Annotated in this window: 12 protein-coding genes; 7 read left to right on the top strand and 5 right to left on the bottom strand. The window is 42.0% G+C overall.

Annotated features, from left to right (window positions below):
- Positions 1–596: 596 nt before the first annotated feature.
- The gene (locus BN2425_RS23445; protein ID WP_042459482.1) at positions 597–1,616 is read left to right on the top strand and encodes a C40 family peptidase; all 1,020 of its coding nucleotides are present in this window, start codon (positions 597–599) and stop codon (positions 1,614–1,616) included.
- A gap of 324 nt (positions 1,617–1,940) precedes the next feature.
- Here the strand turns inward: BN2425_RS23445 and BN2425_RS11905 are convergent, their stop codons facing one another.
- From BN2425_RS11905 to BN2425_RS11885, 5 genes are all read right to left on the bottom strand, one after another.
- Positions 1,941–2,966 carry an ABC transporter ATP-binding protein gene (locus tag BN2425_RS11905; RefSeq protein WP_042459479.1) on the bottom strand — a complete coding sequence of 342 codons (1,026 nt, stop codon included), beginning with the start codon at positions 2,964–2,966 and terminating at the stop codon, positions 1,941–1,943.
- Entirely contained in the window at positions 2,953–3,987 is a 1,035-nt protein-coding gene (locus BN2425_RS11900) for an ABC transporter ATP-binding protein (RefSeq protein ID WP_042459477.1), read from the bottom strand. Before BN2425_RS11900 ends, BN2425_RS11905 begins: the two co-directional genes overlap by 14 nt.
- A gap of 33 nt (positions 3,988–4,020) precedes the next feature.
- Positions 4,021–5,559, bottom strand: a complete 1,539-nt coding sequence (locus BN2425_RS11895) for an ABC transporter substrate-binding protein (protein WP_052352851.1) — start codon at positions 5,557–5,559, stop codon at positions 4,021–4,023.
- 149 nt (positions 5,560–5,708) lie between these two features.
- Positions 5,709–6,596 carry an ABC transporter permease gene (locus tag BN2425_RS11890; RefSeq protein ID WP_154663500.1) on the bottom strand — a complete coding sequence of 296 codons (888 nt, stop codon included), beginning with the start codon at positions 6,594–6,596 and terminating at the stop codon, positions 5,709–5,711.
- Positions 6,596–7,522: an ABC transporter permease gene (locus BN2425_RS11885; RefSeq protein WP_042459474.1), complete on the bottom strand. Its 927-nt coding sequence runs from the start codon at positions 7,520–7,522 to the stop codon at positions 6,596–6,598. Before BN2425_RS11885 ends, BN2425_RS11890 begins: the two co-directional genes overlap by 1 nt.
- 348 nt (positions 7,523–7,870) lie before the next feature.
- Here BN2425_RS11885 and BN2425_RS11880 point away from each other — a divergent pair, with 348 nt between their 5' ends.
- The 6 genes from BN2425_RS11880 to BN2425_RS11855 all read left to right on the top strand — a co-directional run bounded on the left by BN2425_RS11880 (position 7,871) and on the right by BN2425_RS11855 (position 13,346).
- Positions 7,871–8,692 carry an AraC family transcriptional regulator gene (locus tag BN2425_RS11880; protein ID WP_042459471.1) on the top strand — a complete coding sequence of 274 codons (822 nt, stop codon included), beginning with the start codon at positions 7,871–7,873 and terminating at the stop codon, positions 8,690–8,692.
- Positions 8,693–8,762: 70 nt separating this feature from the next.
- Positions 8,763–9,395: a YesL family protein gene (locus BN2425_RS11875; RefSeq protein ID WP_042459468.1), complete on the top strand. Its 633-nt coding sequence runs from the start codon at positions 8,763–8,765 to the stop codon at positions 9,393–9,395.
- A 437-nt stretch (positions 9,396–9,832) separates the two neighbouring features.
- The gene (locus tag BN2425_RS11870; protein WP_042459465.1) at positions 9,833–10,426 is read left to right on the top strand and encodes a histidine phosphatase family protein; all 594 of its coding nucleotides are present in this window, start codon (positions 9,833–9,835) and stop codon (positions 10,424–10,426) included.
- Between the two features lie 72 nt (positions 10,427–10,498).
- Entirely contained in the window at positions 10,499–11,383 is an 885-nt protein-coding gene (locus BN2425_RS11865) for an MBL fold metallo-hydrolase (protein WP_052352850.1), read from the top strand.
- 56 nt (positions 11,384–11,439) lie between these two features.
- A complete protein-coding gene (locus BN2425_RS11860) occupies positions 11,440–12,426 on the top strand; it encodes an ABC transporter permease (protein WP_042459462.1) in 987 nt (328 codons plus the stop codon).
- Between the two features lie 11 nt (positions 12,427–12,437).
- A complete protein-coding gene (locus tag BN2425_RS11855; protein WP_042459459.1) occupies positions 12,438–13,346 on the top strand; it encodes a carbohydrate ABC transporter permease in 909 nt (302 codons plus the stop codon).
- Positions 13,347–13,371: the final 25 nt, after the last annotated feature.

Raw genomic sequence — 13,371 nt, 5'->3', positions numbered from 1 at the left:
CGCCGAGGAGGCTCCCCGGCACGCCCGCGGAAAGCGAAGCCGCCTGGAGTGGAAATCAACTGACGATTTTATTCACGAAAACTGAATTCAGGGACTTTTTCAGTGCCCTCGGACGGTTCTCCTGGCGCTTAAAAACCGTTGCTCTAAACCGATTAGATGTAAAATTCTGTTTCAGCTCATGGTACAATAACATAGTACGGAATTTTAAAAACATATTGTTTAAAAAGTGAAAATCCATTATTATAAGCTTAATAGAACAAATCCAGTTATTGGAAGAAACATTTCTGATAGCTGGATTTTTTTGCACCATGAAATAATCCCCAGTTTTCTTGACTAATCATTCTTCCACTCCCTACATACTCTTCAAAAGTCCATTCTAAAAACAGTGGAAACATGAAAGGTGTCTTCCGAGCTCCCTTTCGCGATAACAGCATCACCGAAGAAAACTTTCATTCTTCGTTGAAATAAATAATCGGATGGATGTGATGTACCTATTCGTAATATCAAAACCTACCAAACTAGCGCTGAATTGTAAGCATGCTTAGGACTAGCAAGACCTTTTATACCTTATCTATCAGACGAAAGGGGAACATGGTATGCACCTAAAAAAATGGCTTAGTTTATTATTAGCAACAGTGGTTTTATTAAGTTGTTCCACGCAAATTAGCAAGGCAGAAACAAGTGAAGATGATAAAACGGCATACGTGGACGTAGCCGTATCCACTCTCTGGACAAAAAATGGAAAGGGTCAGACCCGGGATATTGATACCCCATCCTTAACGAATCCCGTGGATTTGCATCAGTGGAATGCTAATATGGAAGATTCTGAGATTCGCCGATGGCTGACAGGAAAGCTTGAAACGCAGGCACTTTACGGATCGAAGGTAGTTATTTTACAAGAAGACGGAGATTGGGTACAAGTAGCGGTAGAAGGGCAGCCGACCACACGAAACAGCCTTGGATATCCTGGATGGATGCCGAAAGCCCAGTTAACAGATGATGACCGTTTAGATGGATTAGCCGGTAAACCGTTTATCATGGTGACCAGTAATACGGCTTGGCTTTATAATGGAAAGGCGCTGCAAAATCCGTTTATGGAGATTAGTTTTAACACGAAATTGCCCGTTATGAAAGACTTCGGCGATGTGGTTATGGTTGCGACCCCTGATGATGGCAATAAGTTTATTAGTAAGAAAGATGTAGCAGTCTATCAGACCGAGGCAGATTTGCCAAAAATAACTCCAGAGGGATTAATTGAAACAGGTAAGAAGTTTCTTGGATTGCGGTATTTATGGGCCGGTGTCTCTGGCTTCGGCTTTGACTGTTCTGGTTTTACCTATACCATTCATAAAGCGTTTGGTGTCACTATTCCTCGTGATTCCTCAGTTCAAGCTAAGAATGGCAAGGTAATTCCTAAAGACCAAATTCAGCCTGGGGACCTGTTGTTTTTTGCTACTAAAGACGGCACAGGATCGGTTCACCATGTTTCCATGTATCTTGGAGATGGCTTGATGATTCATGCCCCGAATGCTTCCAAAACAGTAGAGATTATCCCATTGGCTACCCCTGGGTATATCAACGAATTCTCTGGGGCACGCCGCTACTGGGAAAATTAACAGATTAAGGGGGACGGTTCTGCGGCAAATGCCAAGTGAACCGTCCTCTTAATTTTGGATAGACTGGGATCGGTCGCCAAACGACAAGGGATGAGAAAAAAGGGTGCTTCGGGTAAATAGGAGCGACCCCAAACGAACAGCGAAGAAAAAAAGAGTTTCTAAGGTAAATTGGAGCGTCACAAAACAACCGGAGTAGGGGGACCATTTATCATACTAGGCCTCTACGTCCAAGCGGATTCCCTGAACACAAGCACAAGCCAACAGTCCAATGAGCACAAAAAGGGTGCCCAAAAGTCTTGGCTTTTGGACACCTCTTTTATCTATTTATGGCCCCGGCACCGTATGAAGGGCTGAACTTTCCTGCAACATAGGAAAATGGCAGGCGCTGCAATGACCGTTAGGGTTACGGGGAGTAAGAATTGGTTCCTCAATTTTGCAAATCTCATGCGCCTTCCAGCAGCGTGTCCGGAAGCGGCATCCACTTGGAGGCCTGGCAGGTGAAGGAATATCCCCTTCGAGAATAATTTCATCCTTATTGGGATTCAGCCATGGCTTAGGATTAGGGATTGCCGACAGTAATGCTTTCGTATAAGGATGCGCTGGTGTTTCAAAAATATCCTCCCGATCACCCGTTTCAATCATTTTTCCTAAATACATAACAGATATCCTATTACATAAATGACGGACAACTGATAAATCGTGAGAGATAAACAAATACGCCAACCCCAGGTTCTGTTGCAGGTCTTGAAGTAAATTAAGTATTTGCGCTTGCACAGAGACATCTAGTGCAGACACCGCCTCATCACAAATGATGAGCTTGGGGCGAAGGGCAAGTGCCCGTGCTATACAAATTCGCTGGCGCTGTCCCCCGGAAAACTGATGGGGATAATGATGGGCACTGTTTGGATTTAACCCAACCAGCCGCATTAACTTTGCTACTTCTTTATCCCAATCCTCTTTTTCAACAATACCGGGGTTAACCAGCCAAGTTTCTGTGATCAGTTCTCTTACACGCATCCTTGGATTTAATGAAGCATCAGGATCCTGAAAGACTAATTGTATATCCTTTCTCAAGGCTCTCATTTCTTTGTTGGATAGCTTCGTTAAATCTTTTCCCTCAAAGAAAATGCTGCCGCTTTTTGCTTTTTCTAGCCCTAGGATGGTTCTGGCTACGGTCGACTTTCCGCAACCCGATTCGCCAACAAGGCCCATCGCCTCACCAGGATAGATTTTAAAGCTTACCTTTGAAACGGCCTGCACTTCAGAAGTGGTACGCCGAAATAGTCCCGACTTAATCGGAAAGGCTGTTACTAATTCGCGTACTTCCAATAAAGGACTAGGAGATTCCATGGTTTAACACATCCTTTGCAAAATGGCAGGCGCTCTTGTGGCCCGGAGCTATCTCTTCTAACGCTGGTTGTCTTTCCCGACATAGATTCGTCGCCATGGAACAGCGCGGGTGAAAGGCACAGCCTGATGGTGGTTCAGCTAAGTTTGGCGGCAGTCCTTCAATGGACTTTAAACGTCCGCCGGTTTGCGCATCCGATGGAATGGAATTCATAAGACCAATCGTATATGGATGGGCCGGATTTTGAAACACGGTTTGTACGTCACCGGTTTCCACAATATGTCCCGCATACATAACCGCCACACGATCGGCATTTTCTGCCACAACGCCTAAGTCATGCGAAATAAGAATGAGGCCCATATGATTGTTTGTTTGCAGGTCTTTTAAAAGCCGCATGATTTGGGCCTGGACCGTTACATCGAGGGCCGTAGTCGGTTCATCAGCGATGAGTAATTTGGGATTCAGTGCAAGAGCGAGTGCAATCATCACTCGCTGCTGCATGCCGCCTGAAAACTGGTAAGGATACTGCTTATATCGAGTTTCCGCATCAGGAATCCGGACCAAATTCATCAGCTCGATCACTCTCTTCTTTGTTTCCTTTTTAGATAGATTTTTTCGTTTTCTGAGTGCTTCTCCGATTTGATAGCCGACTGTTAACACTGGATTTAAAGCGCTTAATGGATCTTGAAAAATTATGGAGAGGCTATCACCATATAGATTACGACGTTCCGCCTCTGTCCATTTCACTAGATTTTTACCTTCAAAGCATATTTCTCCACCTGAAATGACTCCGCCTGGTTTGGGAAGCAGCCCCATGATGGCTAAAGCCGTTGCACTCTTCCCGCTGCCTGATTCACCTAAAATAGCTAAAGTCTCTCCTTGATAGACTTCTAAAGAAATAGAGTTAACTGCCTTTGCTATTTTATTGCGTGAATGGAATTCAATGGAGAGGTTCCGCAGTTCAACAAGCGGTTTGCTTTCAGCTGGTGTATCGGGCTGCGTTGTTGTTGCAGTTGTTTTCATAAGAAACCTCCTCGGTTAGATGGCAAGAGTTATTTAGTCGATGGATACTTGATGAAAACTCGGAGCCCCTGATGGACTAGCCTCTAACCCTTTAATATTGGACCGTACTGCGTAAATTTGTTTTAATTGCAGCGGGAAAATTCCGACTGCTTCATCCCAAATGATTTTATTGGCTTGATCATAGAGTTGTGCACGTTGCGCAGAATCGGTAGACTGCTTCGCTCGTACTAGTAAATCATCTAGTTGTTCATTTTTGTAACCATTACGATTCGCTTGTGAAATATAAAGACGTCCTAGTGTATAGTCGGCATCACCGCTAATGACGGCATTTGTTTGTAAATCCATATTCCAATCAAGGGCGGTAAGTTTTTCAATCCATTCCGCTCTTTCTAATTGATCGGGAATAATTTTGACTCCGATCTTATCCCAATAGGAAGCTAAGGCTTTTTGGAGTTCAAAAATTTGCGGACCTGATCCTTTGCTCCAGATCATCCTTGTTTCAAAACCATTTGGATAACCGGCTTCTGCTAGTAACTGCTTTGCTTTTTCCGGATTATATTCATAGGGTGTTTGTTCAGAAAAACCAAAAACGGAAGAAGGGATTGGTGCTTTCATCACTTCGGCTGTATCACCAAACAAGTCATTGACAATGGCCTTCGTATCAATGGCATACCACATGGCTTGCCGTACGCGGACATCATCAAATGGCTTTTGACTGCTGTTAAACCAATTAAAGTAGTAAAAATAACTTGGGGTATCAACAATCTTAATGTCTTTATTTTGTTTTAATTGATTGATTTGATCGGCCGGAATCGTCCAGGTAGCATCAATTTCACCTGTCTCGATAGCGGTCATTCTTGCTGCGGTTTCAGGTATATTTCGAACTGTTACGGAATCTAATTTTGGAGCCCCATTCCAATAATCTTTATTGGCTGATAGCACTAGATCTTGTTCAGGCTGGAAGGATACCACCTTGAATGGGCCGCTGCCGATTGGCTTTCGGAAAAAGTCGTCTTTCGTTGCTTGGTCTGCTGGTGTGATGAACAGTAAGGTTAAGTTATAAAGCATATTACCGAGTGGGGTTTTCGTTTTAATGGTAACAGTTGTGTCATCTGTTGCTTCAACCGAGTCAAGCTGGGCCCAAAGAACTGTTAATGGGGATTCCTTCCGCTGCACCAGTTGGTCAAGCGATGCTTTGACATCTTTTGCTGTTAATTTGCTGCCATCATGGAAGGTGACATCATCACGTAAGGTAAATACCCAAGTGTTGTCATCGGGTTGCTTCCATTCCTTTGCTAAGCTAGGCGTAAAGGTGTCGCCATCTTTAATCACCAAGGTATCATATATTTGGGTGGCTGCCAGAATCGTAGATGGTTCACCGTGAGCAGAACCGTATGGGTCCAAGGAAATAATGCCTACATCACTGGCAACGGTCATCTTTTGTTCTTTGCTGGTTTTTCCCTCTGAAGCCCCGTCAGTGGAAGTGCCCGAATCGCTGCTTATTCCGGCACAACCTGAAGCGATTAGGACAAAAATACATAAAAACAGAAACAGTAGATTCACTTTTTTCACAAACATTCCCCCTCTTATTAATTGTTTGGATATGTTAAACTTGGCTGTTGATTTCCGCTTTAGTCGCTCTCTTTCTGCGGTGTGCCGGGAAGCCTCCCAAGCCCGGTACTCCTACAGAAGTCGAGCGCCTTCCGCTCCAATCAACAAAGTTAATTGTTTAAATATGGATCAGATTCATCTCTCAATGCATCTCCCAAAAATCCCACACAAACTACTAAAATAGCTAAGGCAATACCGGGCATAACGGAAATCCACCATGCTGTACTAATATAGTCGCGGCCAAGCGAGATGAGCAATCCCCATGACGCGTTGTCTGGAGGTGTGCCTAAGCCAAGAAAGCTAAGTGAAGCTTCTGAGATGATAACCAAACCGATTTGTACCGTTACCACAACCAATAAAGGTGACAGGCATACAGGTAGTATGTATTTCGTCAGTATCCGAAAATTGGAGGCACCGATCACTCTGGCTGAGTCCACAAAATCCTTATTTTTGGCGGCAAGTGTTGCCCCCCGAATCACTCGGGCAAATGTAACCCAACGAGTAATGGAAAGAGTGATAATGACATTGGTCACACTAGGACCTAGGACACCGGCGATTAAAATAGCGAGCAGAATGGCGGGAAACGATAACTGAATATCTGCGATCCGCATAATGATGGTATCGACCCAACCCCCGAAGTACCCGGAGAGCAACCCAAGAATGACACCAATCCCGCCGCCTATTAAAACCGTCGCGACCGCTACATATAAGGAAATCCTTGCTCCATGGATAAGTTGGGCGAGAACATCTTGGCCGGTTTGATCTGTGCCAAGCCATGCTGTCGAATCACCAATTTCTGACCCTGGAGGCAGCAGCCTGTGGGCCGTATCGGTTTGAACCGGATTATACTCCACCATCATCGGTCCAAATATGGCAATCAAAACAAAGAATACAATGGGGAGGCTAAGCAAAGTCATTTTCCAATTGATTTTCTTTTTCATGACAGGAATGATTTCTTGTTCTGAATCTAAAAGTCTATTTACATTTAAGTCATCCATTACGATTCCTCCATTCGAACCCTCGGATCTATATAGCCGTATAAAATATCCACTATAAGATTCAGGATGATATAGATTCCCGCAATAATAGCGATGGCAGCTTGAACCACTGCGTAATCCCGATAAAGGATAGAATTGATTAACAGCCTTCCAAGACCAGGCCAAGAGAATACAACCTCGATAATGATGGCGCTTCCAATGAATTCTCCTAATAATAGACCTAATACAGTAACAACAGGTATAAGGGCGTTGCGAAGGACGTGAATATACAAAATGAAGTTTTGCTTTAACCCTTTTGAACGGGCTGTTTGGACATATCCCTGCCGCAGTTCCTCGAGAATGCCGCTTCGCACTAATCTGACAATCATGCCAATGAACGGCAGGCACAGAGTGAAAGCCGGCATAATCAGATGCAGGATCGACCCTGAACCGGCACTTGGTAAAATGCCAAGTAATCTAGAAAAAATAAGGATTAAAACGATGCCAACCCAAAAGGTAGGTAAAGACTGACCGAAAAGTGAAACAAACGAAATCACTTTATCCATCAATCCATTTGGCTTTCGTGCGGCTTGAATGCCAAGCGGGAAACTGATGATGATAGCAAAAAGAATGGCAGTAAAAGCTAGCGTAAATGTAAAAGGCAACCTCTCCAAGACATGTGCCATAGCTGATCCGCCTAGTCTGAATGATTCACCGAAGTCAAAACGCAAGACGTTGAGAAGGTAGTCCTTATATTGAACAAATAACGGCTCGTTCAATCCAAGTGATTCATTTAAAGCATGAATCTGTTCCTGTGTCGCATTGCTTCCTAGCATAACAGCCGCCGGATCGCCTGGTATAACACGGACCACCATAAAAATAATCGTTATGGCTCCCCAGATGACAAAGAGTGAGTAGATGAGCCTGCGAATTAAATAATTTGCCATAGTACTGCTCCCTTCGAATTACTCTGACAACCACTAAAGCAAGTAAACTAACAAACAAATTAGAGAGTGCTGTCAATTGTTACCAAAGTCGTTTGAATATTCAATCTACCAAAATAGATTTTCACCCCCCATAAAATAGTAATCTTTTTGTTCATTCGTGTTCATTATATTGGAAATATATGATAATATGTTGTTATAAATGAGCAAATATAAGCACGTGTGAATTTTCGTCCAAAGATATCTGAATTTTAATTCAATTCATTATATAAAATATCCTTGAAAACCAACATGCAGTTATAGATCATAAATTTGTATACTTTATTTCACTCTAGATATGGAGTTGTGTATATGAAAACAAAAGACCTATGGGAGAACACTCTACAATTTATTTCCCATGCCTACTGGGATAAGAAAGAGCGATTTAAATTGAGTTGTGATACGTATTCATCTTGGGTGGTGTTTATCGTAGAATCAGGAAGCTTCCAATATCAAATTGGGCAAGAAACGGGAACGGTAGAACACGATGAATTAGTCTTTTGTCCACCCGGATATGCCTTTCACCGGGAGGCACTATCTCCGCTGACTCTCCATTTCATTGCATTTGATTTTGAGGTTCCCTTGAAAAAGATTAATAATGAATTCCAGATGCCAACATTTAAGTCGCAACCAGCTGATCGTAATCGCCTGATGTCCAATATTTCTTATTTGCGCACCCTGCATTTATCAATGGATCAGCGAAGTGTGTTTCGAAAACAATGGATGCTTAATGATTTATGGCAATTAGCGTGCGAAGACTGGAGTATGATGCTGCCGAGGTATGATGATATAGCCTTCATGACCCATACGGATGATCAGCAAATGAAATGGGCTATGAATTGGCTCATTCGCAACGCTTATACTTCCTTTAGTATGAGTGAATTATCTGAACTGATTAGTTTAAGCCCGGTTCAGTTCACACGCCGTTTTCAGAAAGCTTTTAATATGTGTCCTTCTGAATTAGTCCGGTCGGTACGGATTCGGAAAGTCGCTAAGCTGCTGTTGGATTCCGAATTAACATTGGACCAAATCGCGGAACGCTGTGGTTATGATAACGGCTTTTATTTAAGCCGTGTCTTTACCCGCTACATGGGAATAAGTCCATCTAAATACCGACAGCAAAACCGAGTTTAATGGCTGCCAAGGGGTGAAAGGCTTAAAAGTAGAGAGAACTACCATATGGAAAGGAAGGGCTTAGAAACTCATGGGGAATTTTGCAGCAGGTTACTATCGTTTTTGTACATGGATGATGAAATTGGTCAGTTTGAATTTACTATGGATTGGTTTTTCTATTGCAGGGTTACTGGTGTTGGGAGCTTTTCCTTCAACAATCGCCATGTTTGCGGTTGTTAGAAAGTGGATCACAGGGGAGAGGGATGTCCCTATTTTTCAAACATTTTGGAAATCTTTTAAAAAGGAATTCATGAAAGGAAATATCTTAGGGTATTTGTTATTTGCCATTGGGTATATTCTCTATATCGATCTTCAATATGTAAGATTACAAGAAGGACTGCTATTTCAATTCCTAAGCTATGCCATTCTGGGATTATTTTTTATCTATTTTATTATCGTATTATATGTCTTTCCCCTATTTGTTCATTTTGAAACTAAGATACTCCACTATTTAAAGTGGTCTTTAATTATTGGGATTTCTCATCCAATTATCACCTGTCTCATGGCAGCAGGCTTGGCTGCTGAGTATTTTATCGTGAAGAATTTGATGCCGGGGTTAATCCTCTTTATCCTAGGGAGCGGTTCGTCCTATGTTTTAATGTGGTGCGCCTATCGCACATTCTCTGCCTACAGCGGAGACACTTACCAAACATTGTCTAAGTAGGAGCGTAAAATAATCCATGCACAGGGGTGCTTGATCCTATGGATAAGTGTTTTTGCTGGCAGCCCCCCTGTTTGTCTCCTATTTTCCTAAAAGTAATTTTACGAAAAATTTATATTATATTAATACGAGATTCAAACTCATCCCTTATCCTGTTTCATGTAGGCGGTCTTCTGAAAGAGGATGAATACATATGAAAGGGAAAAAGTGAATTGTTATATTTTCACAGTAGAATGCCAGATTTGGACTAGCTCTATTTTCCTGTTTTCTTGATTAAGCAGAAATAAAGTATATGTGAATTGTTTTAAATCTGCATGGTCATTTACTATTTGGCTCCTTATAATTTAAACCAATATAATTATAATTTTCAAAAAAATCGAACTATTAGTCCTATAATGAGTGACTAAAGGTAAGACAATTTAGCTACAGGAGTGAGAGCAATGACGACCATCGCGTTTGTTAGACATGGAAATACAGATTGGAATATTGAGAAGCGGGCACAAGGCCATTCACATAATCCTTTAAACGAAACAGGCTTCAAACAGGCGAGAGCAGTTGCGGAGCGGCTTGCCAAGGAAGAATGGGATTTGTTACTTTCGAGCGATTTATTGCGAGCAAAACAAACGGCTGAAATCATCTCATCCCGTATAGGATTGCCCATCCTATATGATGAGAGATTAAGAGAAAGAAACAGGGGCGAGATCGAAGGGACCATCGAGGAGGAAAGAATCCAAATTTGGGGGAAGGATTGGAGAAGCCTCAATCTTTGGCAGGAGAGTTACCAATCCTTAAGGGAAAGAGGCAGACAATTCGTTGAGGATTTATACCAACGTTATCCTGACAAAAAAATCTTAGTGGTTACTCACGGTTTCTTTCTGATTCATATGCTATATGAGCTATGTCCAAATGAAACAAACGAAAAAGATGCATTAGATAATACCTCTATAACCATCATTAGAAGTAAGAACAACGGCTGGGAATACCTTCTGTATAACAGTACTAGCCATCTGAAGACTGAAGAAATAACCAATTAAACTGGTTCATCTTCTTTTATAAGCAACTAGCCTATGTATCTATCAAAATTGGTGAACAAGGGGGAATAAAGAATGAAAATTACCTTTTTAGGAACAGCCGCCGCCGATCAAATACCTTCTCCGTATTGTGACTGTCCAAGATGCACCCATGCCCGAACACACCGTGGGCCTGATGTAAGAAAACGGTGCTGTTACCTGATTAATGATGATTTATTAGTAGATATCGGACCTGATTTGCTAGTGGCTTGTTCCATGCATGACGTCCATCTCATGAATGTTAAATATACCTTAGTGACCCACAGCCATCGGGACCATTATGATGCTGCGAGTTTAGTCGTTCGGAAACAAGGGTTTCCAGGGCGGGAAAAACCGCCGCAAATGGACTTTGTCGCTCCGCCATCTGTAATGGAATTATTAAATCAAACGGGTGTTAGTGATTCCTCATTGGGGATTAGGAGGATTCCCGTTTTACCATTTGACAGTATTGATTTACCTCCCTATCAAGTCAAAGCCCTTAAAGCCACCCACTATCCTACGGTGGGTGATGCGGTCACTTATCTTATCGATGATGGCACATCCAAAGTCCTCATCGCTTCCGATACAGCCGTTTACAAAGATGAAGTATGGCCGCATCTAGAGAATCTCCAACTGGACCAATTAATTATTGAATGTACCGTAGGAACCAATACCAGTTTCAAAGCGGGACAGACACGCCATTTAAGTATAGACGGTGTTGAATACATGATTAATAAGATGAAAGCATTGAATGCCATTACCGATCAAACCGCCATCTGTGCCACTCATTTTACCCATAAGCATTGCCCATCACATGATGAAATGAGTGAAATCCTCGGAAAAATGGGGGTAAGATGTGCTTACGATGGATTAGTTCTAGACACCTTAAACAACAGGCCAGGTGCAAACACAACCGAGAAAATGACCTCTCATCCATCATGAAGCATCTCCAAATATAGTAGATAGAGGACACAATTTATGAGTAAAGAGGGGAAAATATGAATTTAGAAAAAGCACAGCCCGTGCAAGAAATCCAGACGCCTTCCCACCCCGAAATTAAAGCGCATACAAAAAGGAATCCTCTGGCTATTTTTAAAAAGATGGGGAAAAGCTGGGAGTTATATCTATTTCTTCTACCAACATTGCTCTACTTTGTCATCTTTAAATATGTTCCGATGTACGGCTTGCAAATTGCCTTTAAGGATTTTATCGCGGTCGATGGTATTTGGGGCAGTCCCTGGGTAGGTTTCGATCACTTCCAGAGGTTTTTCCAATCCTACAAATTTTGGGATCTATTAAAAAATTCACTATTAATTAACACGTATCAACTCATTTTTGCTTTTCCGTTACCGATCATCTTTGCCTTAATGCTGAATCAAGTGACCCACACCAGGTTCAAGAAATTGGTACAAACGGTCACATATGCTCCCCATTTTATTTCGGTAGTCGTTCTTGTGGGGATGATTTTGCTCTTCTTATCTCCATCCAGTGGGTTTGTTAATAATTTCATTCAATTGTTTGGTGGAGAACCGATTTATTTTATGGGAAGCGAGTCATGGTTTAAATCAGTATATGTAGGGTCGGAGATTTGGCAGACCACTGGATGGAGCGCCATCATTTATATCGCCGCACTTACCTCTATTGATCCCAACCTGCATGAAGCAGCCATTGTCGATGGAGCTAGTAAATTTCAGCGAGTATTGCATATCGATTTACCAGGTATCATGCCAGTCATCATGATTATGTGGATTTTACAAATCGGGCACTTTGTCACATTGGGCTATCAAAAAATCCTATTAATGCAAAACGACTTGAATATCGGCTCATCGGAAGTCATTCAAACGTATGTTTATAAGTCAGGTATCTTGAATTCACAGTTTAGCTATGCCGCAGCCATTGGTCTTTTTGAAAACGCCATTAACTTTATCCTGTTAATTATGATGAATCAATTTGCCAAAAAGATGAAACAACAAAGTCTGTTCTAGGGGGTGAAGGGGTGACGAATTTAGCTAGAGTAGCAAGGACTAAAAACGACAAACTCTTTGACTTTTTTAATTATGGGATTCTTACGATTATTCTTTTAATTGTGCTTTACCCGCTATATTTAATTATTATCTCTTCCATAAGTGATCCTTTGGCGGTAACCGCTGGAAAAGTAGTGTTTTGGCCAAAAGGTTTTACACTGAAAGGGTATGAAATTTTACTAGAGAATAAGGATGTGTGGAGGGGCTATCGAAATTCACTGCTATACGTAGTTCTTTCGGTTGCGATCGGGGTTTCGCTCACCATCTCCGCTGGATATGCCTTGTCACGAAAGGAATTAGTCGGCCGAAACTTCTTCATGTTTGCGATTGTCTTTACAATGTTTTTTAGCGGCGGCTTAATTCCATCTTATTTACTTATTCAACAGCTGCATATGATGAACACGATATGGGCTGTGGTGATTCCCTCAGCAGTCTCTGCTTATAATTTGATTGTCACGAGGACCTTTTTTCAAACGAGCATCCCAGATGAATTGCTAGAAGCCGCTAAAATAGATGGCTGTTCCACAACAAGATTCTTCTTCAGTATTGTACTTCCGCTTTCAATGCCAATCATTGCGGTCATGGCTTTGTTTACCGCGGTGGGTGAATGGAACTCCTATTTTCCGGCACTTATCTATTTGCAGGATCAAGCGTTATACCCGCTGCAACTGATCTTACGGAGTATTCTGGTCGCAAGCCGAGATGCGGCACAAGTAACAGATGGTGCGATTGACCCGGATGTTATTGCCGAACAGCAGCAATATAAAGAGCTGATTAAATACTCATTAATTATTGTATCTAGTATTCCTGTGTTAATTTTATATCCATTTTTACAGCGGTACTTTGTAAAGGGAGTCATGATTGGTTCTATAAAAGGGTAATCTGGTAGATTCCACAAAAAGGGGA

The sequence above is a fragment of the Neobacillus dielmonensis genome, from assembly GCF_000612665.1.
GTDB classification, from domain to species: Bacteria; Bacillota; Bacilli; order Bacillales; family Cytobacillaceae; genus Neobacillus; species Neobacillus dielmonensis.
Note: the sequence above shows the minus strand (reverse complement) of the source record. Positions and strands in the feature narration are given on the sequence as shown.

Bases quoted from the DNA above. Each gene is read 5' to 3' on its own strand.
- BN2425_RS23445 (WP_042459482.1), top strand. From the start codon at position 597: ATGCACCTAAAAAAATGGCTTAGTTTATTATTAGCAACAGTGGTTTTA.
- BN2425_RS11905 (WP_042459479.1), bottom strand. From the start codon at position 2,966: ATGGAATCTCCTAGTCCTTTATTGGAAGTACGCGAATTAGTAACAGCC.
- BN2425_RS11900 (WP_042459477.1), bottom strand. From the start codon at position 3,987: ATGAAAACAACTGCAACAACAACGCAGCCCGATACACCAGCTGAAAGC.
- BN2425_RS11890 (WP_154663500.1), bottom strand. From the start codon at position 6,596: ATGGATGACTTAAATGTAAATAGACTTTTAGATTCAGAACAAGAAATC.
- BN2425_RS11885 (WP_042459474.1), bottom strand. From the start codon at position 7,522: ATGGCAAATTATTTAATTCGCAGGCTCATCTACTCACTCTTTGTCATC.
- BN2425_RS11880 (WP_042459471.1), top strand. From the start codon at position 7,871: ATGAAAACAAAAGACCTATGGGAGAACACTCTACAATTTATTTCCCAT.
- BN2425_RS11875 (WP_042459468.1), top strand. From the start codon at position 8,763: ATGGGGAATTTTGCAGCAGGTTACTATCGTTTTTGTACATGGATGATG.
- BN2425_RS11870 (WP_042459465.1), top strand. From the start codon at position 9,833: ATGACGACCATCGCGTTTGTTAGACATGGAAATACAGATTGGAATATT.
- BN2425_RS11865 (WP_052352850.1), top strand. From the start codon at position 10,499: ATGAAAATTACCTTTTTAGGAACAGCCGCCGCCGATCAAATACCTTCT.
- BN2425_RS11860 (WP_042459462.1), top strand. From the start codon at position 11,440: ATGAATTTAGAAAAAGCACAGCCCGTGCAAGAAATCCAGACGCCTTCC.